The 23,661-nt window shown below is 63.3% G+C and carries 35 protein-coding genes; 18 read left to right on the forward strand and 17 right to left on the reverse strand.

Going from position 1 to position 23,661, the window contains the following annotated elements; translation table 11 throughout:
• The coding region (locus QZ186_RS00050; protein WP_296414952.1) for a GTP-binding protein at nucleotides 1-279 on the forward strand (279 nt) is incomplete at its 5' end.
• On the opposite strand, the gene QZ186_RS00055 is transcribed toward QZ186_RS00050, so the two are convergent.
• Complete coding sequence (locus QZ186_RS00055; RefSeq protein WP_296414954.1) at nucleotides 276-608, reverse strand: hypothetical protein; 333 nt, start codon at nucleotides 606-608, stop codon at nucleotides 276-278. The genes QZ186_RS00050 and QZ186_RS00055 overlap by 4 nt on opposite strands.
• Before the next feature lie 92 nt (nucleotides 609-700).
• On the opposite strand from QZ186_RS00055, the gene purS reads away from it, so the two are divergent.
• From purS to QZ186_RS00070, 3 genes are read left to right on the forward strand one after another with little or no spacing between them, the layout of a single operon-like run.
• Nucleotides 701-970, forward strand: a complete 270-nt coding sequence (purS, locus tag QZ186_RS00060; RefSeq protein WP_010316952.1) for a phosphoribosylformylglycinamidine synthase subunit PurS — start codon at nucleotides 701-703, stop codon at nucleotides 968-970.
• A gap of 3 nt (nucleotides 971-973) precedes the next feature.
• The gene (gene purQ / locus QZ186_RS00065) at nucleotides 974-1,627 is read left to right on the forward strand and encodes a phosphoribosylformylglycinamidine synthase subunit PurQ (RefSeq protein WP_010316953.1); all 654 of its coding nucleotides are present in this window, start codon (nucleotides 974-976) and stop codon (nucleotides 1,625-1,627) included.
• Entirely contained in the window at nucleotides 1,624-2,589 is a 966-nt protein-coding gene (locus QZ186_RS00070) for an LD-carboxypeptidase (protein ID WP_296414960.1), read from the forward strand. Before purQ ends, QZ186_RS00070 begins: the two co-directional genes overlap by 4 nt.
• A gap of 50 nt (nucleotides 2,590-2,639) precedes the next feature.
• Here the strand turns inward: QZ186_RS00070 and QZ186_RS00075 are convergent, their stop codons facing one another.
• Complete coding sequence (locus tag QZ186_RS00075) at nucleotides 2,640-3,230, reverse strand: peroxiredoxin (protein ID WP_010316955.1); 591 nt, start codon at nucleotides 3,228-3,230, stop codon at nucleotides 2,640-2,642.
• 153 nt (nucleotides 3,231-3,383) lie between these two features.
• Here QZ186_RS00075 and QZ186_RS00080 point away from each other — a divergent pair, with 153 nt between their 5' ends.
• Nucleotides 3,384-3,716, forward strand: a complete 333-nt coding sequence (locus tag QZ186_RS00080; RefSeq protein WP_296414962.1) for a hypothetical protein — start codon at nucleotides 3,384-3,386, stop codon at nucleotides 3,714-3,716.
• A 110-nt stretch (nucleotides 3,717-3,826) separates the two neighbouring features.
• Nucleotides 3,827-4,588, forward strand: coding sequence for a response regulator transcription factor RpaB (gene rpaB, locus QZ186_RS00085; protein ID WP_296414964.1), 762 nt, complete (start codon nucleotides 3,827-3,829; stop codon nucleotides 4,586-4,588).
• Here the strand turns inward: rpaB and QZ186_RS00090 are convergent.
• The 5 genes from QZ186_RS00090 to QZ186_RS00110 all read right to left on the reverse strand — a co-directional run bounded on the left by QZ186_RS00090 (nucleotide 4,578) and on the right by QZ186_RS00110 (nucleotide 7,395).
• On the reverse strand, nucleotides 4,578-4,757 hold the full coding sequence (locus tag QZ186_RS00090) for a hypothetical protein (protein WP_296414965.1): 180 nt from the start codon (nucleotides 4,755-4,757) through the stop codon (nucleotides 4,578-4,580). The two genes, rpaB and QZ186_RS00090, sit on opposite strands and share 11 nt — an antisense overlap.
• Before the next feature lie 65 nt (nucleotides 4,758-4,822).
• Entirely contained in the window at nucleotides 4,823-5,473 is a 651-nt protein-coding gene (locus QZ186_RS00095; RefSeq protein ID WP_296414967.1) for an alpha/beta family hydrolase, read from the reverse strand.
• Nucleotides 5,470-6,066: a nucleoside kinase gene (locus tag QZ186_RS00100; protein ID WP_296414968.1), complete on the reverse strand. Its 597-nt coding sequence runs from the start codon at nucleotides 6,064-6,066 to the stop codon at nucleotides 5,470-5,472. The genes QZ186_RS00095 and QZ186_RS00100 overlap by 4 nt, the downstream gene beginning before the upstream one ends.
• Nucleotides 6,063-6,551, reverse strand: coding sequence for a DUF3828 domain-containing protein (locus QZ186_RS00105; RefSeq protein WP_247478381.1), 489 nt, complete (start codon nucleotides 6,549-6,551; stop codon nucleotides 6,063-6,065). Before QZ186_RS00105 ends, QZ186_RS00100 begins: the two co-directional genes overlap by 4 nt.
• A 511-nt stretch (nucleotides 6,552-7,062) precedes the next feature.
• Nucleotides 7,063-7,395 carry a hypothetical protein gene (locus tag QZ186_RS00110; protein WP_240789399.1) on the reverse strand — a complete coding sequence of 111 codons (333 nt, stop codon included), beginning with the start codon at nucleotides 7,393-7,395 and terminating at the stop codon, nucleotides 7,063-7,065.
• A gap of 34 nt (nucleotides 7,396-7,429) precedes the next feature.
• On the opposite strand from QZ186_RS00110, the gene QZ186_RS00115 reads away from it, so the two are divergent.
• The 3 genes from QZ186_RS00115 (at nucleotide 7,430) to QZ186_RS00125 (ending at nucleotide 8,904) form a co-directional block, all read left to right on the forward strand.
• Nucleotides 7,430-8,137 (forward strand): papain-like cysteine protease family protein, encoded by a 708-nt coding sequence (locus QZ186_RS00115; protein ID WP_206338383.1) that lies wholly within the window; start codon nucleotides 7,430-7,432, stop codon nucleotides 8,135-8,137.
• 63 nt (nucleotides 8,138-8,200) lie between these two features.
• Nucleotides 8,201-8,368: a hypothetical protein gene (locus tag QZ186_RS00120; RefSeq protein WP_164498767.1), complete on the forward strand. Its 168-nt coding sequence runs from the start codon at nucleotides 8,201-8,203 to the stop codon at nucleotides 8,366-8,368.
• A 170-nt stretch (nucleotides 8,369-8,538) separates the two neighbouring features.
• A complete protein-coding gene (locus QZ186_RS00125; RefSeq protein ID WP_296414980.1) occupies nucleotides 8,539-8,904 on the forward strand; it encodes an AbrB family transcriptional regulator in 366 nt (121 codons plus the stop codon).
• Between the two features lie 384 nt (nucleotides 8,905-9,288).
• On the opposite strand, the gene QZ186_RS00130 is transcribed toward QZ186_RS00125, so the two are convergent.
• The 4 genes from QZ186_RS00130 to QZ186_RS00145 are packed head-to-tail and all read right to left on the reverse strand — an operon-like array spanning nucleotide 9,289 to nucleotide 14,024.
• Nucleotides 9,289-9,942 (reverse strand): DEAD/DEAH box helicase, encoded by a 654-nt coding sequence (locus tag QZ186_RS00130; protein ID WP_296414982.1) that lies wholly within the window; start codon nucleotides 9,940-9,942, stop codon nucleotides 9,289-9,291.
• Nucleotides 9,943-9,969: 27 nt separating this feature from the next.
• A complete protein-coding gene (locus tag QZ186_RS00135) occupies nucleotides 9,970-11,517 on the reverse strand; it encodes a CHC2 zinc finger domain-containing protein (RefSeq protein WP_296414983.1) in 1,548 nt (515 codons plus the stop codon).
• On the reverse strand, nucleotides 11,508-13,166 hold the full coding sequence (locus QZ186_RS00140; RefSeq protein ID WP_296414985.1) for a DnaB-like helicase C-terminal domain-containing protein: 1,659 nt from the start codon (nucleotides 13,164-13,166) through the stop codon (nucleotides 11,508-11,510). Before QZ186_RS00140 ends, QZ186_RS00135 begins: the two co-directional genes overlap by 10 nt.
• 3 nt (nucleotides 13,167-13,169) lie before the next feature.
• On the reverse strand, nucleotides 13,170-14,024 hold the full coding sequence (locus QZ186_RS00145) for a hypothetical protein (RefSeq protein WP_131457477.1): 855 nt from the start codon (nucleotides 14,022-14,024) through the stop codon (nucleotides 13,170-13,172).
• A gap of 269 nt (nucleotides 14,025-14,293) precedes the next feature.
• On the opposite strand from QZ186_RS00145, the gene QZ186_RS00150 reads away from it, so the two are divergent.
• The 8 genes from QZ186_RS00150 to QZ186_RS00185 all read left to right on the forward strand — a co-directional run bounded on the left by QZ186_RS00150 (nucleotide 14,294) and on the right by QZ186_RS00185 (nucleotide 19,428).
• Nucleotides 14,294-15,214, forward strand: a complete 921-nt coding sequence (locus QZ186_RS00150; RefSeq protein WP_131457479.1) for a sigma factor — start codon at nucleotides 14,294-14,296, stop codon at nucleotides 15,212-15,214.
• A gap of 10 nt (nucleotides 15,215-15,224) precedes the next feature.
• The gene (locus tag QZ186_RS00155; RefSeq protein ID WP_296414987.1) at nucleotides 15,225-15,956 is read left to right on the forward strand and encodes a LuxR C-terminal-related transcriptional regulator; all 732 of its coding nucleotides are present in this window, start codon (nucleotides 15,225-15,227) and stop codon (nucleotides 15,954-15,956) included.
• Between the two features lie 578 nt (nucleotides 15,957-16,534).
• Nucleotides 16,535-16,681, forward strand: a complete 147-nt coding sequence (locus tag QZ186_RS00160) for a hypothetical protein (RefSeq protein WP_161971435.1) — start codon at nucleotides 16,535-16,537, stop codon at nucleotides 16,679-16,681.
• A gap of 24 nt (nucleotides 16,682-16,705) precedes the next feature.
• Nucleotides 16,706-17,119: a sigma factor gene (locus tag QZ186_RS00165; RefSeq protein WP_131457483.1), complete on the forward strand. Its 414-nt coding sequence runs from the start codon at nucleotides 16,706-16,708 to the stop codon at nucleotides 17,117-17,119.
• Between the two features lie 154 nt (nucleotides 17,120-17,273).
• Complete coding sequence (locus QZ186_RS00170; protein WP_296414991.1) at nucleotides 17,274-18,329, forward strand: hypothetical protein; 1,056 nt, start codon at nucleotides 17,274-17,276, stop codon at nucleotides 18,327-18,329.
• Nucleotides 18,329-18,649, forward strand: a complete 321-nt coding sequence (locus QZ186_RS00175; RefSeq protein WP_240789403.1) for a hypothetical protein — start codon at nucleotides 18,329-18,331, stop codon at nucleotides 18,647-18,649. The genes QZ186_RS00170 and QZ186_RS00175 overlap by 1 nt, the downstream gene beginning before the upstream one ends.
• A 124-nt stretch (nucleotides 18,650-18,773) precedes the next feature.
• Nucleotides 18,774-19,136 (forward strand): hypothetical protein, encoded by a 363-nt coding sequence (locus QZ186_RS00180; protein ID WP_296414993.1) that lies wholly within the window; start codon nucleotides 18,774-18,776, stop codon nucleotides 19,134-19,136.
• 130 nt (nucleotides 19,137-19,266) lie between these two features.
• Entirely contained in the window at nucleotides 19,267-19,428 is a 162-nt protein-coding gene (locus QZ186_RS00185) for a hypothetical protein (protein ID WP_161971436.1), read from the forward strand.
• Nucleotides 19,429-19,466: 38 nt separating this feature from the next.
• Here QZ186_RS00185 and QZ186_RS00190 read toward each other — a convergent pair whose 3' ends face one another.
• Genes QZ186_RS00190 through QZ186_RS00200 form a run of 3 tightly spaced genes read right to left on the reverse strand, consistent with a single transcriptional unit; the run spans nucleotide 19,467 to nucleotide 20,598 of the window.
• On the reverse strand, nucleotides 19,467-19,739 hold the full coding sequence (locus QZ186_RS00190; protein ID WP_247478408.1) for a hypothetical protein: 273 nt from the start codon (nucleotides 19,737-19,739) through the stop codon (nucleotides 19,467-19,469).
• 5 nt (nucleotides 19,740-19,744) lie between these two features.
• Complete coding sequence (locus tag QZ186_RS00195) at nucleotides 19,745-19,972, reverse strand: DUF3721 domain-containing protein (protein WP_296415000.1); 228 nt, start codon at nucleotides 19,970-19,972, stop codon at nucleotides 19,745-19,747.
• Nucleotides 19,969-20,598: a DUF305 domain-containing protein gene (locus QZ186_RS00200; protein ID WP_296415001.1), complete on the reverse strand. Its 630-nt coding sequence runs from the start codon at nucleotides 20,596-20,598 to the stop codon at nucleotides 19,969-19,971. Before QZ186_RS00200 ends, QZ186_RS00195 begins: the two co-directional genes overlap by 4 nt.
• 130 nt (nucleotides 20,599-20,728) lie before the next feature.
• On the opposite strand from QZ186_RS00200, the gene QZ186_RS00205 reads away from it, so the two are divergent.
• Nucleotides 20,729-21,106 (forward strand): MerR family transcriptional regulator, encoded by a 378-nt coding sequence (locus tag QZ186_RS00205; protein ID WP_226424081.1) that lies wholly within the window; start codon nucleotides 20,729-20,731, stop codon nucleotides 21,104-21,106.
• A gap of 24 nt (nucleotides 21,107-21,130) precedes the next feature.
• Here QZ186_RS00205 and QZ186_RS00210 read toward each other — a convergent pair whose 3' ends face one another.
• From QZ186_RS00210 to QZ186_RS00220, 3 genes are all read right to left on the reverse strand, one after another.
• The gene (locus QZ186_RS00210) at nucleotides 21,131-22,474 is read right to left on the reverse strand and encodes a multicopper oxidase family protein (RefSeq protein WP_367268107.1); all 1,344 of its coding nucleotides are present in this window, start codon (nucleotides 22,472-22,474) and stop codon (nucleotides 21,131-21,133) included.
• Nucleotides 22,475-22,605: 131 nt separating this feature from the next.
• The gene (locus tag QZ186_RS00215; protein ID WP_115070382.1) at nucleotides 22,606-23,361 is read right to left on the reverse strand and encodes a MauE/DoxX family redox-associated membrane protein; all 756 of its coding nucleotides are present in this window, start codon (nucleotides 23,359-23,361) and stop codon (nucleotides 22,606-22,608) included.
• The gene (locus tag QZ186_RS00220) at nucleotides 23,354-23,641 is read right to left on the reverse strand and encodes a DUF411 domain-containing protein (RefSeq protein ID WP_296415015.1); all 288 of its coding nucleotides are present in this window, start codon (nucleotides 23,639-23,641) and stop codon (nucleotides 23,354-23,356) included. The genes QZ186_RS00215 and QZ186_RS00220 overlap by 8 nt, the downstream gene beginning before the upstream one ends.
• Between the last annotated feature and the right edge of the window lie 20 nt (nucleotides 23,642-23,661).

Consider the following 23,661-nt stretch of genomic DNA (forward strand, 5'->3'; position numbering starts at 1 on the left):
GCCTTCCAGTGGCAGGGAGTGACCAGCAAAGCCCAGCTCGAAGCCCTGTTGCCGGCTTGCATTACAGACCAAGGCCTGCTGCGTCTCAAGGGACGGGCTTGGCTGCCTGGTAAATCCCACCCGCTGCAGATTCAGGCGGTTGGCCCGCGTCTGGAGTGTTGGTTTGACAGCGGTTCGCGGCTGGAGCGCCCCAACGACGACGGTCTGGAGCTTGTCGCCCTGGGCCTGTCCCTCAAGGGTTCAGCCCTGAAGGATCAGTTGATCGCCGGTCTGGGCTAGTCCAGCGGCAAGGCTCCTTTGGCGCAGATGCCCCCCCAGCAGAGGGCCTGCTCAGATCTCCAGTGGGGCTGAACAAGCCGGGGCTCTCTTGCCGCCTCCTGAAGTTCGATCTGTCCCCGTCCGTCGTGGTGAAAGTCCAGTCGGCGCCCACCGACCTGGAGCCACCAGTGCTCCCCGAGCCGTTCAACGGTCAGCGTGCAGGGCTGCCAACGGGCCGATTCGAGCTGGCATTCGAGCGGAAGCGAAAAGGGTTCCTCCCCTTTGGCGACCTGGGTGGTGAGGAGTGCCCAGGCTGTCAGCAGCCCAGTCAGCAGCGGCAAGCGATCCACGGCGACCCCTTAGGACCCCCTCCAACCTGACCACAGCCGGGTCCAGCGTCAGCCGGCCTGCCAAGATTTAACAAACCCCACCTAGAGCTCAGGTGCCCGTCTTCTCTGCCCGTGTGTTGGTCTCCCTGAGGCCCTCCGTGCTCGATCCCGCTGGTGAAGCCACCCGAGCCGCTGCCTCACGCCTGGGTGTCGATGGCATCGGCAAATTGCGGATCGGTAAGGCCGTGGAGGTGGAGCTTGAGGCTCCTGACGCCCAGACCGCCCGTCAGCAGTTGGAGCTGTTGAGTGACCGGTTGTTGGCCAATCCCGTGATCGAGGACTGGACCCTCGAGCTCAAGGACGACTCCAGCGCTGGAGCCTGAGCCATGACCCTTGGTGTCGTTGTTTTTCCCGGCTCAAACTGTGACCGGGATGTCCAGTGGGCAGCCCAGGGCTGTTTGGGCATCGAAACCCGCTTCCTCTGGCATGAGGAGCGGGATCTGAGTGGTCTTGATGCCGTCGTGATTCCAGGCGGATTCAGCTACGGCGACTACCTGCGCTGCGGAGCGATTGCGCGCTTCGCCCCTGTGCTGGAGGAAGTCGCGGCCTTCGCGAAGCGCGGCGGTCGCGTGCTGGGAATCTGCAATGGCTTCCAGGTGCTGACCGAGATGGGCCTCTTGCCAGGCGCCCTGACCCGTAACCAGAAACTCCACTTCATCTGCGAGCCCACGGATCTTCGCGTTGAGCCGGGCCAGTGCAGCTGGCTGCAGGGCTACAGCAGCGGCGAGGTGGTGAATTTCCCTATCGCCCATGGAGAGGGGCGCTACCAGGCCGCTCCCGATGACCTCAAGGCCCTTGAGGACCAAGGCCAGGTGGTGCTGCGCTACTGCCGGAATCCCAACGGCTCCGTCGCCGACGTGGCTGGCCTGACCAATGCCCAGGGCAATGTGCTCGGCCTGATGCCCCACCCCGAACGGGCCTGTGACCCAGCGACCGGTGGGGTCGATGGACGCCGTCTGTTGGCCAGCCTGTTGGGATGAAACCCTGGCGCCGCCGTGAGCTGCTCCTTGGGGCACTAGCGGCAGCGGTTCCCCTGGCTGCCCGCTCCCGAGCAGCGACGCAGCGCGGCCCGGCACCGTTGAAGCCGGGAGCACGGATTGCAGCGCTCGCACCAGGCACCTGGCTTGAGCGAGAGGATCCGACGTTGGAGCTCCTGCGGCGGCGCTGCCGGCAGGAGGGTTGGAGGCTTCTCACTCCGCCTGAACTCTTGGGCCAGTGGCGTTGGTTCTCCGGGACGGATGAGCAGCGCGCCTCCTCCCTGCGGCAGGCCTGGCTCGATCCCTCCATTGATGCACTGTTCTTGGTCGGGGCGGGCTGGGGCAGTGCACGCGTGCTCGAGCAGGGCTGGTCCATCCCGGCCACCCCACGCTGGTGTGTTGGGTTTTCAGATTGCTCAGCGGTGCTCCTCGCCCAACTCGCCGCAGGCAGTTGCGGTGGGGTGCATGGCTGGTTTGGCGGATCGGACCTTCAGTGGGAACGCCTGTCTTCTCTGCTCAAGGGGAGGCCTGTGGCATCCCTTCAGGGCCGGCGTCTACGGCCAGGCCTCGCGCGCGGAGCACTGGTGGTGAGCAACCTCACCATTGCCACGAGCTTGATCGGTACGCCTTGGCTTCCCGCCCTGCGGGACAAGATCTTGGTGCTGGAGGACACCGGTGAAGCTCCCTATCGCGTCGATCGGCAGCTCACGCAGTGGCGCAGCTCAGGGTTGCTCGATGGTGTGCGGGGGATTGGCCTAGGGCGCTTCAGCTGGGCTGAGGACGATGTCTTGCCAGGGGACTTCTCAATGGAGGAGATCCTCGAGGAGCGGCTCGGCAACTTGGGTATCCCGCTGGTGCATCAGCTACCAGTCGGCCACGGGCGGCCCAACATGGCACTTCCCCTCGGCGTTCCAGCGCAGTTGGACGGTGCGACAGGGGAACTGAGCCTGGCAGCCCCTGATTGAACATAAAAAAGGGGGCCTCTCGGCCCCCGTAGATCGATGGGAACTGGGGATCAGTTCACAGCAGCGAAGAACTCCTTGCTCTTCACGGGATCGGGGTTCATGGTCTTCTCGCCAGGGGTCCAGTTGGCGGGGCAGACCTCGTCGGGGTGGTTGCGGATGTGCTGGAAGGCCTGGAGCAGACGCAGGGTCTCGTCAACACTGCGGCCGACGGGCAGGTTGTTGATGGTGCTCTGCATGATCACACCATCGGGATCGATGATGAACAGACCGCGCAGGGCCACACCGGCTTCCTCGTCCAGCACCTCGTAGGAACGGGCGATGTCCTTCTTCAGGTCAGCGACCAGGGGATAGGCGATGTCGCCGAGACCACCGTTCTTACGGTCGGTCTGCACCCAGGCGAGGTGAGAGAACTGGCTGTCCACGGAGACGCCCAGGACTTCACAGTTACGGCTGGAGAACTCGCTGTAGCGATCGGAGAAGGCCGTGATCTCCGTCGGGCAGACGAAGGTGAAATCCAGGGGGTAGAAGAACAGCACCACGTACTTGCCGCGGTATGAGGAGAGGGTCACCTCCTTGAATTCCTGATCGACCACTGCAGTGGCGGTGAAGTCAGGAGCCTGAAGACCGACGAGCCTCGACATAATCCGTGAAATGATTGGTGGAGACAGGGATTAGACCCAACGTTTCGGTTAACCCGAACCCGGATCGACTTCCAGTTGTCACCGCAACAATTTATCACGCTTCTCCTGCACCCGCGCTGCCCAATAGGCTGAGGGTCTTACAGACCAGCGCTAATGGCTTGGGATCCGTCGCTGCTGCGGAAATACAACACCACCGGCCATTTTCGGCTACTGAACCAGCTCCGCGGGGAGTTGAAGGACCAACCGATCCAGCGGCCACTGTCCACGACCCGTCCAGAGGCGACCCGGCGTAATCCAATCCGTCGCCGCTCCGAGGCGGACCAACCAAGCGCCTCCCCTCAGGCGAGCTCGCCGGCCCCCAGTCGGACCAGTTCGAATCGTTTCCGCCGTCAGGCCGAGCCCACTCCGCAGCCTGCGATTACGAGCTTTGACCCGATCGTGACGGTGCCCGTTCTGCTGGATGCCTTCACAGAACAGGAGAACTAAGCAGTCAGGGACAGTCCCGCTGCGGCTTCGTTACAAAGCCTGTTGTTCCTTCATAAACGGGAACCCACTCGGCTATTCGTTGATTCAGAACAGCATCTGATCCCCTCTTGATGACTGAAGCGACGACGACCGCTCCCCTCAAGATCCTGGTCGCAGATGACGAAGAGAACATTCGCCGCATCCTTGAGACCCGCCTGGTGATGCTTGGTCACGAAGTGACCCTTGCCGAGAACGGAGCCCAGGCACTCGAGCATTTCCGCGCATCAGAACCGGATGTCGTGGTTCTCGACGTGATGATGCCGGAGCTCGACGGTTTTGCCGTGACCGAGCGCATTCGTGCCCAGTCGGAGGTCCCGATCATCCTGTTGACCGCCCTCGGCGATGTGGCAGACCGGATCACGGGTCTGCAGCTTGGCGCCGACGACTACATGGTGAAACCTTTCAGCCCGAAGGAGCTGGAGGCGCGAATTCGCTGCGTCATGCGGCGTGTCAGCTCTGTTCAGGCCAATGGGGTGGCCGGGCCCGGCCGCACGGCCCATGTGGTGGTCGTGGGTGACCTCAGCATCGACTTCAACAAGCGTCAGGCCCATCGGGGCGATGAGCGCATCCGACTGACCGGCATGGAGTTCAACCTGCTTGAGCTTCTGCTTAGCCGGTCTGGCGAACCGATCAGTCGCCTGGACATGCTGGAGAAAGTCTGGGGCTACAAGCCCGAGCGCTCCTCCGACAGCCGAGTGGTGGATGTGCACATCTCCCGGCTGCGGGCCAAGCTCGAGGATGATCCCGAAAACCCGGAACTGATCCTTACCGCTCGGGGATTGGGCTACATGTTCCAGCGCATCCCCCAGGCGCTCGAGACCGTCAGCGCGTAAAGCGAACCCGATAGGCCCCATGGCTGGGGCCGAAGTGGTCCATCAACGCATCGCGAGCTGCGTAGTGCAGTTCCTCAAGGTTGCTGGAGCGAATGCTCAGCTGCGGTTGCTCACTTTGGGCTTGCAGGTTTTCAGCTGAGCAGGAAACGCGAAAGACGACCTCGCGCATTGTTCGGTGGCCGTGTTGGCTCCACAAGTGTTGGCCACACTGCCCTTGTTCTTCCGTCGCCTGGGCTACCCGCGCTGGTGATGGGTCATGAAGTGCTGACAGTGGTCGATGGCGGCCTGCAAGTTGTCTGACTCAGTGAGTCCGGAGGCCTTGGTGGGCTTAAAGCTGTGATCTCCGCTCTGCAACCAGGTCAACTCCACCGACGCGGCCAGTGGATAGCGCTCCACTTCCTCACGGCGTCCAAAGCTGTCCCGTTCCCCCTGGAGAATGAGGCACGGGGAGTGCATGACCTCGAGATGGTCGGTGCGCAATGACTCTGGTTGTCCTGGGGGATGGAAGGGATAGCCAAGGCACAGGCAACCCTGGACGTCGCTCAGCGTGTCGATGAGCAGGCTGGCGATGCGCCCTCCGAGGGACTTCCCAGCGATGAACAGATTGGCGCCACCTTGCCGCTGTTGTTCGCTGATTACCTCCTCGCGGTAGGCATCAAGGAGTTTGGGGAGTCGATCTGGTCCACAACGTCGACCCAGCTCCCGACTTCGCTGCATGTAGGGGAACTCGAAGCGCACCACCCGAACACCGCAATTGCCGATGCCTTCGGCCACGGTGTTCATCCAGGGGCTATCCATCGGTGCGCCTGCACCGTGGGCAAGAAGGAGTGTGGTGTTGGCCGTCTCGGGTCCATTGATCAGCCTCGCTCCATCGTCACGGGTCATGGCACCAGGAGGGAGCGGGCGTGTTCCGTCAGTGTCGCAAGGCCTGCCGTGCTGTTTTGGATGACCAGGTCGGCTTGCGGTTTCAAGGGAAGAATGAATTCCCTTTCCCCGGGCAGCGTCTCCAGCACGGTCTGCCGAATCACATAGGCCAAGGAATGCCCGCGTTCACGGCGATCACGCAGTAGGCGTCGCCAGAGGCGCAGCGGCATCGTGAGCTCCAGATAGACCATCGATCGCAGCAGCGGCTCCTCCAGCAGGAGCTGGGGACCAAAGGCCCCCTCGAGAACAATCAGGTCATAGGCCTGAATCAAAGGCTCGTGCCGGGCCTGGTGGCTGACCATGTCGTAGCGGCGAAGGCTGGTGGCGTCCCCCCTGCAGAGCTGCTCCAGATCAGCAAGCAGAGCCTCGGCATCAATTCCGGCAGGGGTGTCGTAGCCGTAGACCGCATCCGGGGTCCATTCGTGCCAGTAGTAGTCATCACAGGACAGTGGCAACACCCTGATGCCGTCACTCTCCAGAAGGTCCTGCAGGGCTCGCGTCATGCTGGTTTTCCCGGCAGCGGACGGGCCGCAGAGACAGAGAAGAGGGATCACTGCTTCAACAAGCCAGAGAGAAAACTGCTCAGCTGGAACCCACTGGGGTAGCTGACATCACCCACCACCCATGATCCATCGGCGGTCTGCTGCATCTGCAGAGAGAGCCGTTGTGGAGTCTCGGAGAGACGTCCTTTCAGACCCGTAAACACCGCGACATCGGCACTGTCGCCGCTGCAGCCCACCACGAGCACGTTGTGGGTGTAAACCTGCGTGCCACTGAAGGGATCGAAATCCAAATAGCCACGCCCCTCACCTGGGTTGAGCTGATAGGCAGCGCTCAAGTCCTGGTACAACGCTGGGCTGAGAAGGTTTTGGATGGACTTCAGCTCAGGGCGCCCCGGTGTGTCCTGCCGTCCGATTTGCCAGCGATACAGCTGAGTGATGGGCGTCTCGATGGCCGGTGAGCAGCTGCAGGCCAGTGCGCTGGAAGGCGCCAGCGCCACGCAGGCCAAGAACGGCAAGACCTGTCGGAATGCCTGCATCACTCCCCGGTTTAACTGGCCAGACCCTAGGCGTGGAGTGAACGCAGACAGCAAAAAGCCCCGCCGAAGCGAGGCAATAAGCGATGGCTCGGGGGAGACTTGAACTCCCGACCTTGGGGTTATGAATCTCGAGAACTTGGTCGTAATCCCTTGCTATCACTGGGGTGGCCTGGAGGACTTTGCACGGGACTTTGCACGTTTGCCAGATCTTGATAATTAGAAACACGGTCTCAACGCTGTCTCATTGCTGTCGGATCTGGCTTTTATTCGGCCTGCAGACGCATCAGGACGCGCTGTTCATGCCAGAGCGTGTTTGAGCGCGGAGCCAGTGGATTGGCCTTCCGGAAATGATGTCCTTGGCGGAAGTAACCGGCTGATTTCAACCGTTGGAGAGTTACACGGTGGAGGCTGAGAAGCTCGGCCATCTGGCGTGTACAGATCCACTGGCGACTTGAGTCACTCTTCATCGGTTGACTGCGGCTGCCGGAGGCTATTGGCAACTACTTGCTACTCAGTGCCGGCCTTCACCCCGCCCGCCCACGGAGCTCCCAAGGGCTAGGCCCGCCAGGATGCTCAGGCCCTGGCTGACGGCCTCATCAATCCGGTCCTGGGGGCGACTGCAGAAGGCCGAAACGGGTGCCTCTGGAGGGATGTTCTGCTGTTGCTCGAGCGCTGGCAAGCCATTGCTTCGCACGTAGAGCCAACTCAGGGCCGTGCAGTTGAGGAGATCGAAGGCCAAGGTGGCGCCCTGAAAGCTAAGGATTCCGGCGGAGATCCAAACCACTAGCCGGCGTGAGTTCATCTGCTGGAGACCCTGGAGAACGAAGGGTTCCGAGCGCTGCATCCGGAACCCTTCAGGGCCGTCTGCTCCGCGCGCCTTGTCTGAACCGATCCAGCTGCTCTCAGCGGTCCGTCATTTCCAAGAACTGCCGCATCAGTGCGAGGCCTGGGTTCTGCTGCAGGACAGCCTCACTCCGGAGCAGCTGGAGAGGTTCGCCGCTCGCTACCGAGGCGGGCTGACACCAGGGCTGATCCAGCTGCCCGTTCCCTACCTGAGCCAGAACGACAGCGCCACCGATCAGGGCCGGCGGATGTGTTTCTCCTCGAGTTGTGCCATGGCCGCTGCCTTCCTCAAGCCGGGTTGCTTGGCAGGGCAAGGGCAAGTCGATGACCAGTACCTCCGGTTGGTTCAGCGCTATGGCGACAGCACCGATGCCAGCGCTCAGATTGCGGCCCTCGGCTCCCTGGGCCTGCGGGCGCGCTTTCGTCAGGACGGTGCAATCGAGGATCTACTGCATCAGCTCAGGCGCGGGCTCCCCTGTCCTGTCGGCTGGCTGCATCGCGGTCCGGTCAGCGCACCGCGTGGCGGCGGCCACTGGAGTGTTGTCGTGGGGTGGGATCCGGCCTCAAGGCAACTGCTGATGCATGACCCCAATGGCGAGGCCGCCCTTGCCGAGGGCGGCTATGTGAGTACAGCCATTGGTAGCGGTCAGGCCCTGCGCTATTCCGAGCGCAACTGGAGCCCCCGCTGGCAAGTGGAGGGCCCGGGTAGCGGCTGGTGGATTCAACTCAGCCCGGCGAATTGATCGCTGCATGGACCTGCGGGGACAGGGCGGGGAACCCTTTGAACAGTTGCCCGAACCTTCGCGATGACCTTCACCCCAACCGCCGCCACAATCTCGCTGCACAGCCACCACCACGTGCGCCAGGGCCTGGAAGCGCAGCTGCGCCAATGCTGGGCGATGTATAGCGCTGTTCCCTCAGAAGCCAACCGCTATCAACTGGTGCGGCTCGAGCGCTTGCTCCAGGAGATCTGAGCTGGCAATCCATGGCCAGAGGCGTTAGAACCGCCACATTGCAGAGGATGACTACTGCACGCTTAAGGAGGTCTGAGGAGGCCTCCTTTTTTGATGGTTGCAATCAGCGATCTGAGCTCACTGCTATGCCTTGCGGGGCGATAGCTACTGCTTAAGTCTTATCTCTGCCAATGCTCACCGGCTCTGATCTGCTCGCCAAAGTCAAAGAGCTGGGCGATGTCTCCAAATCCGATGTGGTGCGGAGCTGCGGATACGTGAGCACCAAGAAGGATGGCGGTGAGCGTCTGAACTTCACCGCCTTCTATGAGGCCCTGCTGGAAGCCAAGGGCCTCAGCCTCGGCAACGACGGCGCCGGCCGGGGCAAAGGTGGCCGCAAGCTCAGCTACACAACCCGTGTTCAATTCAATGGCAATCTCATGATCGGCAAGGCCTACACCGCCATGCTCGATCTCAAGCCTGGAGATGAGTTTGAGATCAAACTAGGTCGGAAGCAGATCAAGCTGATCCCAGCGGGTGGTGCCGAAGAAGAGGATTGATCCTCTCCGCTGCGAATGATTGCCGCTGGATCCGTCAGCGGCTCTTCACGCAGTAGCTGCCAGAGCTGTACCAACCCAACGGGCAAGAGTTTCCCTGCTTCTGGATCGCCTCCCGGTTGTTGCTTGGGCTGCTGACGCAGTAATTGCCTGAGCTGTAGAAACCCAGCGGGCAGCTGTTGCCGGTTTTCTCCAATGCTCCGCGGGTATTCCCGCTCTTCGAGGGCACGCAGTAGCTGCCGGAGCTGTAGTAGCCGAGCGGGCACCCTCCCACTTTTGTGAGGGGTTGGACCGGTTGCTGGGCTATCGCGACTGGGCCCAGAGAAACGATGAGTCCCAGGGGTAGAAGCGCCCCCAGAACGGGTTCGCAGATGAGCTTCCTGATGGTCATGATCCGCTGCGTTGAATAATCCGGCACAACCGGTTGATCTGCTCCGCTTCTTCGATCGTGTTCGCCAAGCCGCTCGTCAATCCAGGGGAGCCCACCACGATCGAGAGGCACTGGGCCCGGCTGATCGCCACATTCAGGCGGTTTGGCGAGAGCAGAAAGCCCAGACCCCGTGGAGCATCGTCACCGCTACTGGCTGTCAGCGAGAGGATCGCAACCGGTGCCTCCTGCCCTTGGAACTTGTCCACCGTGCCCACCCTGGCTTTGCCGTCTAGGCGCTGGCGCAGGCGGTTCACCTGCACGTTGTAAGGGGCGATCACCAGGATCTCTTCTGAGCTGAGCGTGCCGCTGCCCTTGGCATGGGTGTACGACCCACCAAGCAGTGCAGACACGATCTGATCGATCCGCTCGATCTCGGCCTCACTGGTCACGCTGCAGCCGCTGTGGTGCACCGGTTCAAACACCAAGCCGCGATCAGGTAGGGAACGCCCAGATGCAGACAGGCAAGGTCTGGCCCACTGGATGGCGTTGGCGGCGTTGCCACGGCTCGCCTCAAGGCGCCCGTCATAGAAGAGCTCCGAGACAACAGCGGTGATCGAGGGCTCCATCCGCCAACTGGTGGAGAGGAAGACCCCGCGGTCTGGCGGCACCACGGCGGCGGCCGCTCTGCCCTGTCCCGCCTAGGGCACGGCCTCAGCGACCGGCTCGAGTGCATCCAAGAGGGCCTCGAGTTCCGCCTGGGACTGGCGCTGCAATAGAGCGATCAGCTCTGGACCCGGCGCCGCTGCGCCGCTGATCTCAGCCGCCACCGCCGCAGGCAGCGCAGCGGCCAGCTGCATGGCCAGGGCGGCGATCGAGCCCTCGAGCGAGAGCAAGGCGAGGTTGGACAGCCAATCCAGCGCGGCGCGGCAGGCCGGGTCCTGCAACTGCAGAGCGCCCACGAGCTCGCGGGTCTCTGGGGCATGGATAAACAGCCGTAAGGCACGCCGCTCGGCCCGTTGCCGCGCCGTGCTCAAGCCCTGCCTGTGGAGCATGGGATCGCAGTGCGGCAGCCCTCCACCCGACAGGGCCTGCGTCAGGCGCGTCTGCGCTGATTGGCGCAACACCCCATCGGGCCAGGGCTCAAACAAGGAGCGCACCTCTCGCTCCACCGCCTGCAGCGTCTCCAGCGGCACTCCTCCATCGCCCCGTAGCAATGGCGCAAGCAGCCGCTCCAGACGCCAATCGAGCCAGTGGCGCGCACTCGCCAGCAAGCCCTGAACGCCTGTTGGGCCTTCGCTGGTGATCAGGGCGTCGACGTCGACGCCACCACTGAGTTGCAGCACAGAAGCGCTCAAGCCCCCAGCCACCAGCTGCGGCTGCAGCTGCTCGATCAAGCGCTCCGTGGCGCTCTGGCCGGCTTGATCACCATCGAAAGCGATCAACAGGTGCTTCATCCCCTGGCGCCGGAGCAGTTGCAGTTGCAGCGGCGAGACGCTGGTGCCAAGGCAGGCCACGGCAGTGCGGAAGCCGGCCTGGTGCAGCTGGAGAACATCCAGCGGTCCCTCCACAAGCAACGCCGTGCCTTCCTTGCGGATCGCGTCCGCGGCTTGATCCAAACCAAAGACCAGGCCATTGCGCTGAAACAGCAGATCGCAAGCGCTGTTGCGGTACTTGGGCTCTTGGCTATCAGTCGCCCGGCCGCAGAAGCCCACGGTCTGCCCTGAGGCGTCATTGAGCGGCAGCATCAAGCGGCCAGCGGCGAAGCCCAGCTGCCAGCTGCGAGCCGTCTCGGCACTGATGCCACGGCTCTTGAGGTAGTCCGCCCCGTCACCGCCCTGCTCCAGCTGCCGCTCGAGCTCCTTGTGGAACTGGGTGCGCTGCTCGCTGCGCTTGGCCATCAACGCTCTGCGCTCGCGCCACGCCTGCTCAAAGCGCGCCTGGGCCTCGGCGTCACCGTCGGCCACGTTCACGCCACTGCGGCGGGCCAGCTCGAGCACTGCCTCTTGAAAGCTCAACCCCTGCCGGTCCTGCAGCCAGCCGATGGCATCGGTGCCCTTGCCGCAGACAAAGCAGTGCACCCGGTTGCGCTTCGGGCTCACGGTGAGCGAGGGCCGCCGGTCCTCATGCCACGGGCAGGACGCGATGTACTCCGATCCGGCCTTGCGCAGCTCTGCGGGGCTGAACAGATCGACGACGCGGGCGCGCTCGCGCACCTGCTCCAGCAGCGCCGGGGTGATCACAGACATTCGACCCCCGGATAAAGGTCCGAGCCGTTGAACACCCGCCGGCCCTCATCGGCCTCCAAGAAGCAATGGCCCCGGTCCAGGCGGATCGTGGTTTTGCTGAGGTCATTGCCGCCCGCCATCTGCCCATGGCGGAACTTGCCGTGGTGCACCTCCAGGACACCAGGCTTAGCCGGGCTGAACTCATCGAGCTTGGGGCGATCAACCAGCCAGACCGCCGAGGCGTAGCGCTCCAGCTCTGAGGTCCCCGCCAGGTGAGAAACATCCGGGCCGGTGGGGTTGCCATAGGCGCCGCGGTTGAGCTGGGCCACCACAAAGGCATCGAGCTCGCAGCGTCCGGCCATCGCCTTGATCGCCATCGCCCGCGCCGCTAGCTCTGCCGTGGTGTTACTGCCGTAGCCGGCGGTTGGGCCCATGGCGTGGAAGTGATCGAGCACCACCGCCGCCAGATCCGGATGGGCGCTCTTGCAGTCCTCCACCAAAGCCGCCAAGTCCTCCACGGTGGCAGCGAACTGGGATTGATAGAGCACCTTTCCCATCGGCGCCCCATTGGGCGCGATGCCCTCTGAGAACTGCGCGGCCCACCCCCGCAGCTGCTCGAGCTCAGGGCCCTCAATGACTCGACCACGGCCCTCGAGGTCATTGGTGCAGTAGCTCGAGCGATAGCTCCCAGCCGCACGGCGGCAGTAGTGCGAGAGCAAGCGGGCACCGATCGCGCGCCGGCTGAGCTCACAGGAGAGCACCAGCACCGAGGCCCCATTGATCGCCAGGCCCATCGCCGCTGCAATCGCCAGCGTGGTTTTGCCCACACCCGATCGCGCCGCCAACACCCAGGTGCTCTCGCCGGTGCCCGGCAGGATCCCGCCGCGCATGTCCATATCCAGCGAGGGGATGCCGGTGGAGATGGGCTTTGGGCGCTGCTCCTGCGGCAGTGAGGCCAGGGCAATGCTTTCGCTGGCCGCATCGCTGGCGCTGCAGACCGCGATGCTCTGGCGAAAACGGCCCGCCGTAATCGCGGTGGCCTCGTTCAAAAGCGCACGGCACTGCTCCAGTTCGCTGTCGATCGCGCCATCGCACCGCTCGCGGCCCAACAGCCGCCGCAGGCCCGGGTAAAAGAGCGCGCGGGCCTTGGCGCTCTGGAACAGCTGACAGGCCAGCTCGAACTCCAGCTCGGGGTGGGGGGCTCCGTCCTCTCCCCAGTCCAGTAGCGCAGAGAGCGTGGTCTCAAGCTGTTGGATTGAGCCGCGGAAGCGACCATCCAGGGCCCGTTGCTGCAGGCCCTCACGAATCGAGTGGGCGTTGAGCAGCGCCAGGTCGCGCTCACCGCGATAGAGCGCATCAATTTCAAGCGCCAGGGCCCGATGCCCGGGATCAAGCCAGAGGCCCGCGGGCACGGCCTCGTCAAAGCGCAGACCAATGGCGCGGCGGAATTGCCCCCAGCGCTGCTTCTGGTCGCCGCTCCCGCGCAGGACCGCTGCCAGCAGGTTTTTCTCATGGAGGAGCAGCGCCTCTCCATCCACCCCTGACGGCAGCGCCAGCGGTTCTGCGGCGATCAGGCCGCCGCTGGTTTCAAGCAAGGCACCGCTGTCGATGGCGCGTTGCACCACCTCCGGGTCAAAGCCTCCCGGAACCGGCCGATTCAGATCTGCCATCGCTCAATACATCTCTGCGGGTTGCTGGAACTGGAGCGCAGCGCTCCCTGTTGGCCCGTGGCCCTCGGCCTCAAGCCGCTCGATCAGTCGCTGCTTCTCAGCGGCCTGCAGCTTGAGCGCCTCGATCCCCTGGCCTCGCCATTGGTGGCCGTCCCAGAGGAACAGGCGCCGCGCACGCTCGAGATCCGCGTCGCGCCCGCAGGCCCCTGCGCCCCAGGTGAAGACATGCCAGAACTCCGGGCCCAGACCAGCTGCCTTGCGATCGGCGCTCAACAGCGCCGCAATGCAATCGCTGCCGCTGCGTCCGTTCGGGTAGGTCTCGCGCCAGAAGGAAGGCATCTCCGAGAGGGCCGCAGCGCTTCGTTCCCACAACGACTCGGGCGAGCCGGCGTAGCGGATGGCGCGCTGCAGCCGCGGGAGCAGCACGGCGCCTTTGGGTTGATAGGCCGGCCAGCTGCCGGGGCGGTGGCGGTTGTAGGTCGCCGCAAACTGCTCCACCAGATCGCTCGGTGCTTTCAGCTCAATCGAGCGCTGCGGCGCAGGCGTGGAGCTCCCTTGGCGGTGCAGTTCTGCCCGTGTGCCCTGGGGCCCTGTGCTGTAACTCAGCCAGCCCATCGCCTGCAGGTCCGCCAGGTCGTCGCGCAACAGACGCGGTTGCAGATGCCAGGCCTCCGCCAGCTCGCGGATCGCGAAGCACACCACTCCCGTTGGGCGTGCACGCCACTGCAGGTGGCCATAGAGGCTGGCGACGCGCAGGGCTCGGCTGGGCTTGCTGGATCCGCGGCGCCGCCCCTGGAGCTGCAGCAAGGCCTGGTGGGTTTGTTGGATCGCCTGCGTTCGAACGCAGAAAAATTGCATACCGGATCAGGAGGTCCTGCTCCTGTCGTGACGGCAGAGGCTATGGGCACCGCACGTCTTCCCTGCGGAGCCCCCTGGACCCCAGCCGCTGGTGTTCTCTTCTTCTTCTTTTTCTTCTCTCTATAGAAGTGAGGCACACCAGCCCTCACCCGCAGGGCACGACAGGCCTCATCCCTGGGGCACAGCAGACACCGCTGCCATAACCCAACTGCAGTGGTGAGCGCAACCGTGGAAATACGGGGAATGCTCCGCGCAGTTGCGTCCTTGCCATGGCCCCCCGTCGACCCTGCCTGACCTCCTCCGTTGATGCCTGGTTGCAGTCCGCCAGCCGTCATCAGCCCCTCAGTGAGCGCACCGTGCTCGAGCTCTCCCGCCGGATCCAACGCTGGCAGCAGCATCCCGATGGTCCGGATCATGCCCCCAAGCCCGTGCGCCGCAGCGCGCTGCGTGCACGCGATCAGCTGGTCCAACACAACCTGCGGCTCGTCAGTCACACCTGGCGGCGTAACCGCCATCTGCTGCCCCTGCGCGATGAGGGCACCGTTGATGCCATGCAGGAAGCGGCGCTGAATCTGGTGCGGGCCGCTGAAAAGTTCGATCCGGCCAAGGGTTACCGGTTCTCGACCTACGCCAGCTTTTGGCTGCAGCGCGGCTTCTCTGAATTCCTGCAGCGCGGCCGGCGCATGATTCGTTTTCCGGCGGAGAAGGCCGGTCTGATGCTCAAGGCACAGCGCTTGATTGAGCAACACCAAGCCAACACCGGTTCGGCGCCCTCGCTGCCGTGGCTGGCGGCTCAGTTGCGCTTCAACGGCAAGGCACTCAAGCCAAGCCAGCTGGCTGAACTGTTGCAGCAATGGCGCGGAACGCTGACGGACTCCCTCGATCAGGGCGTCCAGGAGGAGGAGAGCGATCGAGGGTTCTCCTTGTTAGTGCGGGCCTCGCAGCAGATCAGCCGAGAACAGGGCGATCAGCAGCGTGAGGATCAATCACTCGCGTCCCTCGAGCGCTGGTTATCTGCGCTGGAGCCGCTGGAACTGCGGGCGATTCGCAACCTTTACTTGCGCCAGCCCTGCCTCACTCCACCTCAACTGCGCCGCTCCTTCCCTGGCATGAGCCCAGAGGAGATTCAAGGTCTTAAGCAACAGGCTCTGGGCAAGTTGCGCGCCGCAGCGCTAAAGCAAGACCAGTGATCCAGAAGCAATGGGGACAGAGAACCCGCCTGCTTCCCTCCAGGTTCTTAAGCAGGCCGTAGCCGATCTCAGTGGCGGTTGGGATCTGCTGGTCTGCAGCCCTAACCAACGGCTGATCTCCACCGCTGCGCTGCTGCTAGAGCCGCTGTCCTTCCGCCTGCTCAGTCCAGCTGAATGGATCAGTGGAGCCTCCCTCAGTGGCCGCCCTGCACTGCTGCTCTGCGATGACCTCTATCCAGGCGGCGGCGCACAAACCCTGCTCACGGCGCGATGCCACAACAGAGAGCACCCGCCGATCCGGCAGGTGCTGGTTGGCCTGGATGAGCGGGTCAGCGACGAGCGGCTGCGTTGTCTTTGGCAGTGCGCTCCCCAGGGGTTGATTTGTAGCCAACGCACGGGCGAGGGCCAACTGCTTCAAGCCATGGCCTGCCTCCTGCGTGGCAACAGCTGGCTAGACCCAGCCTTTGCGGCGCGCCTGCAACAGGCCGGCGAGTGCAGAGCAGTTCTGACCGACCGTGAGCAGGAGCTCCTGCGGATGCTCGCTGCAGGCCGCACGACAACGGAGATGGCGGCCTTACTGCAGGTGCGGTGCGACACCATTCGACGCCGCTTTAGTGGGCTGTACGCCAAGACAGGCAGCCGCGGGCAACGGGACCTACTGAGCTGGGGGCTGGAGCAGGGCGTGCTGCGCAGCGGCGACCTCCTCCGTTCCGCTGAGCCTTGCCTACAAGCAAGTCGCTAAGGCAGTCGGCCTCAAGCAGTACATCCAGCGCGATGATCTGGCATGCCGTGCGCCTGCGCGGGAGCCATCCAGCCAGATGCCGGCGCTGACCCAGGGGAATGGGTCGCGGTAGGTCAAGGCATTGGCCCGTGAAGGGCAGCCAGCGCGTGATGCCATCGCCTTCTCGCCAGGGCTCAAGGCTGGTGATCTCAAGCAGCTGCTTGATGCTGTTGTCTCCCTGGCTGAGCGATGTCAGATACATCAGCTCAGCGCGCGGGCCATCGGGCAGCTCCAGGGGCATCCAGAAGCCACGGGCGGCGGCATTTGCCATGGCTTCGCGGTGGTGGTGAGTGAGAAGAACCTGTGTGTTCATGGCCTGTTGGCATCACTGCTTGGGTTCTCGCTCCGGTTCAAACCCCAGTGCAGCCCACGGCTGTGGCCTGGAGCTGCCACAGCCGTGGGATCAAGGCAGCACAGCTGTGGGCAGGTGCTTGGGGCAAGCGCAGGCAGATTCAGAGCCTGTGCTGCAAGCCACAGGATCTTTTCCCCTTTCAGGGCTGCGCTGGTCTGCGGAACCCTTGGGGAGTTGCATTGCACCCATGCCCTGGTTCACCCGCGGCAGTGTCATCGGCATCGCCTTGGCACTGATTGTTCAGCTATTGGCCCCCACACCCCTACGCGCGGTGCTGGTGGGGCGACTCGAGCCCAGCGGTGCCCATAGCCTCTCGCACCTGCACAACGGATGAATGCCAAGACGCCCGCGCCGTCCGATGACGAGCGCCCAGCGCGCCTTTGCCTGTGAGCACCTGGGCTTGGCCCATCAACAGGCACAGCGCTTTGCCCGCCGGTGGTCGGTCGCCGTCGAGGAGCTGATCGGACCGGCCTACGAGGGCCTTTGCAAGGGGGCCGTGGACTTTGATCCAAGCCGGGGCCATCGCCCCTCCAGCTATCTCGTCCCGAAGGTCAAGGGCGAGCTGCTGCACCACTTCCGCGATACCGGCTTCTCAGTGCGCATTAGCCACCGCCTGCGGGAGCTCTGGATCAAGGCCCGCAAGTACGTCACCCAAGGCCTCAGCGATCCAGAGATTGCTGAGCAGCTCGAGGTCCCGCTGGAGCGCTGGCTCGATTGTCGCTGCGCCTGCGGACAACGGCCGATTCCGTTGCATGAACTGCAGCAGATCTAGGCACCCCTGAGTGCAACAAAGCACTGCCGGTAGCCTTCATCACCTGCATGTCTCTATGGGCTTAAACAAAGAACGCAGAACCCGCAATCGCAAGCGCCAGGTAGTCAAACATCCTTGCGTTCAAGACCCCGACCGCGAACTGCTGCAGTTCAACGTGCGCCTTGCCAAGGCCCGCCAGGCTCAGGCCGATACCAACCGGATTGAGCGCAAGGCCTTCCGTGAACACGCCCGCGTTGAGAACGCAGTGACGGCCTACGCACGGGAGCTCTGTGCCCGGCTTGAGGAACAGAGCTTTAGCCGCGGTCTCACCCTGCGGAGCATTCCGGAGTCCCGCGATGCGGTCCTGATCGTGCAGCTCAGCGATCTGCACTTCAACGAGCGGGTTGATCTCCCCTCCAATCGCTATGACTTCTCGATTGCCGCACAGCGCCTCGCCAAGCTGGCCAGCCGCGTCAAACAACTGGGCAAGAGCTACGGCGCCCGCAAGGTTGTGATCGCCTGTCTTGGCGATTTCCTCAACAGCGATCGTCGCCTGGATGAACTGCTGAGCAATGCCACGAATCGCTCCAAAGCCACCCTTTGTGCGGTGGATATCCTGCGGGCCTTTGTGCTCGACCTGCGCGAGCAATTCGAGATCGAGGTGTATGGCATCACCGGCAATGAAAGCCGCGTGAACAAAGAGCTCGGCTGGAGCGATGAACTTGCCAGCGATAGCTACGACCTGATGATCTACGAGATCCTCAAGCGCGGCTTTGCCGGCGCCGATGGCATTGCGTTCAAGGGCTTCCGGTCCAATGAACTGCTCTTTGAGGTCCTGGGCCGCACCTTCCTCTGCCTGCACGGCCACCAGATCGGCGCGAACGTGCAGAAGTCGGTTCAAGAGATCACCGGCAAGTACGCCGCCCAGGGCATCACGGTGGACTTCACCCTCTTTGGTCACCTGCACGCCAGCGCGATCGGCGACTACCACGCCCGCAACGCCTCCCTGGTGGGCAGCAACGCCTACTCAGAAGCAGGTCTGAACTTCTGCAGCAAGGCCGCCCAGAACGTCCATGTGGTGACACCCGGAACCATCGACGGGATGAAGGTCGACCTGCAGGACGTGTCCGGCATTGAGCCCTATCCCTTCGCTGCCGAATGGGAGGCCTACTGCCCCAAGAGCGAGCGCAAGCTCCACACCCCCTCTGTCGTCTATCAGGTCGTCGTCTGATGTCGCATCCCATCTCCACCCACGGCTGCTCCTGCCGCCAGCAACCTGAGCAACTCGATCTCCAGCGCACGCTGCTCCAGACGATCACGGGCCTGACGCAGCTGTTGAGCCAACTCAACCAGCCCACTGCGGCGGTGGCTCCGGTGGCGGTGCCAGCTCCCCGCGGCAACGGCCTTTGGGATGAGTTGTCGGTCGTTGAACTGCGTTCACTGCTGCGCAGCTATCCGATCGATCGCAGCTCGCTGCCGGCGCCGATCGAACTCCTGCGCCGCTCAGAACTGATCGAAGCCCTCCATCAGATCCAGACCATCGTCCGCTGAACACACCACAGAGAGATCTATGACTGCAACCTTGACCGCCCCTGTCCTTGGTGAACCCAGCCCCGGCTCAGCTGAGGCTCTCGTACTCCTGGCAGCAGCTGGTGTCCTCCCAGCCGAAGCTGGAGTGGAGGACCCTCGCTTCTCCGCCGAGTCCATCACCACCTGTGTCTCCCGCCTGCTTGAGGTGAAGCACCAGCAGGAGCTCTTGGCTCACGAGCAGAAAGAACTGAATGAACAACTGCGCCTGGCGCACCTGCGCGGTGATCTGCGCTCCCATCTGCCGGCCGGCAAAGACGGCCAGGGCTATCAGATCACTCCCGATCTGGTGCTCAACCGCCGCGCCGGCCGTAAGCAATGGAGCTATTCGATCGGCTGCAAAGAGATCGAGTGCCAGCTCAAGGCACGCCAGAGCTACGAACAGCAAATCGGGATCGCCAGCTACAGCGTCGGCGCGGCATTCTGGGACATCAGAGCCGGCAGGGGTTGACGCCTGACAGCAGACCTCTGGCTCTCCTCCGCCCTGGGCTATGGCTCGGGGCTTTTTGCTGTAGATGCCCCTCCTCAGGGCGACAAGAAGCAGCAGAGTTTCTATAACGCCCCCAGTGGATACGGCTGCCATGGGACTGCTCTACGAACTGCTGATCGACTCCGCCGATGGCACCACCACCGTGCGGATCGAGGCCGACAGCCGCGAGGAAGCACTGGGAAACGGCCAGGAGCTCTTCCCGGGCTGTCGCCTCGCACTGGTGAATCCCGAGCCGGGAGAACAGAACGGTTGATGTTGTAGAGCTGCCGTTGGGTTGGCAATCTCGGTGGTTCAGGCTCGCCTCGGCCTTGAGAACCAGAGACTCAGCCCGGAGAGGATCACCACCAGAGTGAAGATGCCGAGCAGAATCGAGTAGTACGGCTGCAGATTCAACGGTCCGAAGCGTCCGGTGTGAATCTTGAGTAGCCAGAAGGCATCCACGCCCTGCTCCAGCAGGAGGCTGTAAAGCGAGCCGCTGGCGGCCGTGAGCAACAGCGGTGCCGCTGCCAGTGGAACGAGCAGTCGATGCAACCGCCGAGCCCGGTGTTGCAGAGAGCGGGGCATGGGCGTCACTCCTCGCGCAGTTCCTTGTGCAGCATCGCTTCGTTGCTGCAGGGCATCCAGCGGCCGTTGTTGTCGTGCACCCCATCACAGCCGAGCTGCTTGGCCCGTTGCTCGGTCTCGGATCGGGTCGAGTAGAGCCCCTTGGAGTGGGCCCAGCTGGCTTGAGGAAGTAGCAGTGTGGCGCTGAGCAGCACTGTGACAATGGTGCAGCGCTGGGGGACTGGGCTGATCACAGTGAAAACAGAGCGTCGTACTTGTAGTAAGCCGGTTTGTTGAGACCGTCACGCCGAAGCATGCGGCGCAGCTCGATGATTTCGCGGCGCTGGGTCACGATGATCTGGCGCGCCAGCCGCAGGATTGTGGGGTTGGTGGATTTATCCAGGGCGTCGTGCGCCATCTCCAGTGCACCGCCGTGGTGCTGAATCATGCCCTCAAGAAACCAGTTCACCCGGGTTTCAGGGCTGGGGGCCGATCCGCTCATCTGCATCGCCGTGATCTGTGCGGCGCTCATCCGCCGCAGGGCTTCCAGGCTGTTGGGATTGCCACCGGGAGGCAGCATCACTGGATACACCGGAGCCTGGGGATACCAGGCTTTGCGCCACTGCCCCATCGCCTTGATCTCATTGCTCTGCTCATTCCAGATGCCGTTGGCCAGGGCTCCCACGCCCGGTGAACCAATGTTGAATACGAATTCACTCATGCGCAGCGCACCGATGTGGTGCTGCACCATGGCGTCGATCCAGCGCAGGTCGTAGGTGCTGCCTGCAGGGCCCACCGAATGGTCATGCCCATGGTGCGGCTGTTGGCTCGGTTGCCGTTGATGGTGGTCGTGGTTGTGATCGTGACCTGAGTGATCCATCGCCGGCTGTGCCACGGACACGGCCGGTAGCCAGAGGGAGGCAAAGGCAACCAGAGGAAGAAGGCGACGCAAGTCGGACAGCACGAGTCCAGATAGTGTCTGGTCTCCCCTTACAGGAGAGTCAATCCCCGTGACGGCTTCGGATGCGTTGCTCAAGATCGGTGCGGTGGCGGAGCGCAGTGGCGTTTCGGTGAAAACGATCCGCTTCTACTGCGACCAGGGCCTGCTCCAGCCGGTGGCGCGCTCTGATGGGCGCTACCGCCTGTTCGACGACTCGGTGTTTGCCGAGCTGGCCTTGATCCGCCGTCTGCGGGCCATGGATCTACCGCTGGCGACGGTTGGCACTGTGCTGGGTGCACGGCGATCCGGGAATTGCACCTGCAACGATCTCCAGGCCACGATCCGCGGCAAGCTCACCGAGATTCAGCAGCGCGTCCACGAACTACAGAGCCTGGAAGCCGAACTCAACACGATGCTGAACACCTGGGAGCGCTGCGGCGGCCGTTGATGCGTTGCGCGATCAGCGCAGTGCTCAGGCTTCGATCAAGATGTTGCCCATCATGCCGAGCTCCTCGTGATCGAGGATGTGGCAGTGATACACGCTCTTGCCAGCAAAGTCGCTGAAGCGGGTGCGCACGCGCACGGTTTCGCCAGGGCGCACCAGCACCACATCCCGCCAGGCCCGGTAGGGCTCAGGCCTGCCATTGCGGCTGATCACCTGCATCGGATTCACATGCAGATGGAAGGGGTGATCCATCACGCCTGTGTTCAGCAGCTCCCAGTCCTCTGTGTCTCCCAATTGCACGCGCGTGTCAATGCGCCCATGGTTGTAGCTCTGGCCGTTGATCAAAAAGGCCATGCCCATGCCTGGTGCCATGCCGTGATTCATCACAAATCGGCGCGTACGCAGCGGGCTGGGGAGCTCCTCCACCGCTAAGAGCTGCTGCGGCAGAGGCTGCGGCGCTACAACGCCATTGGTGCTCACCGTTGCGATGACATCAGCTTGTTCCTGGCCAGACACCGCTCTCCCCATGCCCATACCCATACCCATGCCCATACCCATGCCCATACCCATGCCGCCCATCATTGGGCGCCCCAGGCGCCTGTAGGGGAGGTTGTTCAAGCGAAACCGACCACCTTCGGGAGCCACCTGCACCAACACATCGGCACGCTCGCCGGGCACCAGCAGCAACTCCTGCAACGGCAGTGGTTGCTCCAGTGCACCACCATCAGTGGCAATCAGATGCATGGTGTGACCCTCCAGCGCCAGTCGCCAGAAGCGGGCATTGGAGGCGTTGAGAAGGCGTAGGCGCAGCAAGCCGCCGGCTGCAACCTGCAGCTCGGGCTTCACCTGGCCGTTCACGCTCAGAATCGAGCCTTCTCGGCCAAGCATCACACCAGAACCGGAGCGCTGGTTGGCGGCTGGAAGATCCTTGAGCACAAGCACTTCTTCCTGGGCCGCCTGCACTTCAGGGATGCGATCGAGATCGCCTCTCACCAGCAGCGCACCACCCAGGCCACCAAACACCTGGTCAGCCACCGTTCCATGGTGATGGGGGTGGTAGTAGAAGAGGCCCGCCGGGTGATTGTCCGGCAAGGAGAAGCTGCAGCTCTGTCGCTGGCCAGGAGCAACCCTCAGGAACACATTGTCGGCTGCTCCGCTGGGTGGAATGTGCAGGCCGTGGTAGTGCAGATTCGTTGGCTGAGTCAGGCGGTTGTGCAGCTGGATCCGCACCGCATCACCAGGCTGCAGTTCAAGCTGGGGGCCAGGGAGTAAGCCGTTGTAGGTGAGTGCCCGTCCTGATGTGCCAGGGATGCTGATGGACGTTTCCTGCGCTACCAGATCCAGCTCCAGCAGGCCAGCTTGAGAGCGCACTGGCGACGTCGCCGCCGCGTTGATGCTCCTCCGTGGATCTGCGGCCCAGCCATGGCAGCCATGGCGCAGAGCCGCGACTGAGGCTGCTGCAGTGCCACCGGCTGCCAGGGCGAGAAAGGAGCGCCGGCTGATCACAACGCACCCCCAGAAGCAAGAGCCATCACTGGCTGAATCAACATCGCCAAACCCATCAGCCCCATGATCAGATTCTCAGCGAAGCTCACCACCCCCAGCGGTGTGCGGGAGTTGCCGCCCACGCAGGCACAGTTCAGTGCCAGGTGATCGACGAACACGGCTTTGCCGACGGAGACCATGCCCATCACACCGAGAAGCACTGCTGTCACGCCAATCACAGCTTCAAGGCCCATACTCTCGGCCGATTGCAGCATCCCAAGTCCCACCAATAGCTCAACAGCGGGATACAGTTTTCCCCAGGCCTGCCAACGCTGCGTGAGCAGGTCATATTTGCGGAAGCTTGCAGCGAATGCCGCAATATCCATCAGCTTGAGCATCGCCAACAGGCAGATCGCCAGGCCCATGTAGCCCCGGATTTCGCCCCCTAATGCCAGGTTGATCAACAGAGCGCTCAGGAACACAGCGATCACTGGTGCGTAGGACACCTCTGCTGTTTCCGCGGTGACACCAAGCCGTTTCGCCAGCTCGGTGTAGCCCCCAATGCGCTCCGCGCCGGCAAACACCTGCGGCGTGGTGGTCACACCGTGGGCATGCTTGAAGGCTTCCACCTCCGCCTGGCTGCGCAGAGGATGATCCTCAAACGGAATCCCCTGGGCGCGCAGGAGCTGAAGCGCGCGCTGCCCCCACGGACAGGCATGCTCGGGCGTCTCCATCCTGTAGAGACGCACAGCGCTGAGTTCCGGCTTAGCCATCACCCTCCACCGTCTGGAAGGCTTGGGTCCGGCCGGATTCGGTGAAGGTGAACACCGTGTAGCTCTCTGTCTTGAACGGTGATTCCATGCCGGGCGAACCGAGCGGCATACCGGGTACGGCAATTCCGGCCACCTGTGGGCGTTCCTTCAGCAGCCGCTGAATCGCCGACACTGGAATATGACCCTCAACCGTGTAACCCCCAATCCGGGCGGTGTGACAGGACTGCAGCTGAGGTGGAACGCCGTAGCGCTGCTTGATGCTCGCAAGGTTGCTCGTCACGTAGTCCTTCACTGTGAAGC

Source organism: Vulcanococcus sp. DEBay_Sum29NL08_54 (genome assembly GCF_017859255.1).
Lineage (GTDB): Bacteria > Cyanobacteriota > Cyanobacteriia > PCC-6307 > Cyanobiaceae > Vulcanococcus.

Coding starts and splice junctions, on each gene's coding strand:
- QZ186_RS00165 (WP_131457483.1), top strand. CDS start 16,706: ATGACGAGCGCCCAGCGCGCCTTTGCCTGTGAGCACCTGGGCTTGGCC.
- QZ186_RS00135 (WP_296414983.1), bottom strand. CDS start 11,517: ATGTCTGTGATCACCCCGGCGCTGCTGGAGCAGGTGCGCGAGCGCGCC.
- QZ186_RS00105 (WP_247478381.1), bottom strand. CDS start 6,551: ATGCAGGCATTCCGACAGGTCTTGCCGTTCTTGGCCTGCGTGGCGCTG.
- QZ186_RS00080 (WP_296414962.1), top strand. CDS start 3,384: ATGGCTTGGGATCCGTCGCTGCTGCGGAAATACAACACCACCGGCCAT.
- QZ186_RS00185 (WP_161971436.1), top strand. CDS start 19,267: ATGGGACTGCTCTACGAACTGCTGATCGACTCCGCCGATGGCACCACC.
- QZ186_RS00140 (WP_296414985.1), bottom strand. CDS start 13,166: ATGGCAGATCTGAATCGGCCGGTTCCGGGAGGCTTTGACCCGGAGGTG.
- QZ186_RS00215 (WP_115070382.1), bottom strand. CDS start 23,361: ATGGCTAAGCCGGAACTCAGCGCTGTGCGTCTCTACAGGATGGAGACG.
- QZ186_RS00200 (WP_296415001.1), bottom strand. CDS start 20,598: ATGGATCACTCAGGTCACGATCACAACCACGACCACCATCAACGGCAA.
- purQ (WP_010316953.1), top strand. CDS start 974: ATGACCCTTGGTGTCGTTGTTTTTCCCGGCTCAAACTGTGACCGGGAT.
- QZ186_RS00150 (WP_131457479.1), top strand. CDS start 14,294: ATGGCCCCCCGTCGACCCTGCCTGACCTCCTCCGTTGATGCCTGGTTG.
- QZ186_RS00075 (WP_010316955.1), bottom strand. CDS start 3,230: ATGTCGAGGCTCGTCGGTCTTCAGGCTCCTGACTTCACCGCCACTGCA.
- QZ186_RS00090 (WP_296414965.1), bottom strand. CDS start 4,757: ATGCGCGAGGTCGTCTTTCGCGTTTCCTGCTCAGCTGAAAACCTGCAA.
- QZ186_RS00145 (WP_131457477.1), bottom strand. CDS start 14,024: ATGCAATTTTTCTGCGTTCGAACGCAGGCGATCCAACAAACCCACCAG.
- QZ186_RS00120 (WP_164498767.1), top strand. CDS start 8,201: ATGACCTTCACCCCAACCGCCGCCACAATCTCGCTGCACAGCCACCAC.
- QZ186_RS00125 (WP_296414980.1), top strand. CDS start 8,539: ATGCTCACCGGCTCTGATCTGCTCGCCAAAGTCAAAGAGCTGGGCGAT.
- QZ186_RS00070 (WP_296414960.1), top strand. CDS start 1,624: ATGAAACCCTGGCGCCGCCGTGAGCTGCTCCTTGGGGCACTAGCGGCA.
- QZ186_RS00155 (WP_296414987.1), top strand. CDS start 15,225: ATGGGGACAGAGAACCCGCCTGCTTCCCTCCAGGTTCTTAAGCAGGCC.
- QZ186_RS00110 (WP_240789399.1), bottom strand. CDS start 7,395: ATGCAGCGCTCGGAACCCTTCGTTCTCCAGGGTCTCCAGCAGATGAAC.
- QZ186_RS00095 (WP_296414967.1), bottom strand. CDS start 5,473: ATGACCCGTGACGATGGAGCGAGGCTGATCAATGGACCCGAGACGGCC.
- rpaB (WP_296414964.1), top strand. CDS start 3,827: ATGACTGAAGCGACGACGACCGCTCCCCTCAAGATCCTGGTCGCAGAT.
- QZ186_RS00160 (WP_161971435.1), top strand. CDS start 16,535: ATGCCCTGGTTCACCCGCGGCAGTGTCATCGGCATCGCCTTGGCACTG.
- QZ186_RS00190 (WP_247478408.1), bottom strand. CDS start 19,739: ATGCCCCGCTCTCTGCAACACCGGGCTCGGCGGTTGCATCGACTGCTC.
- QZ186_RS00175 (WP_240789403.1), top strand. CDS start 18,329: ATGTCGCATCCCATCTCCACCCACGGCTGCTCCTGCCGCCAGCAACCT.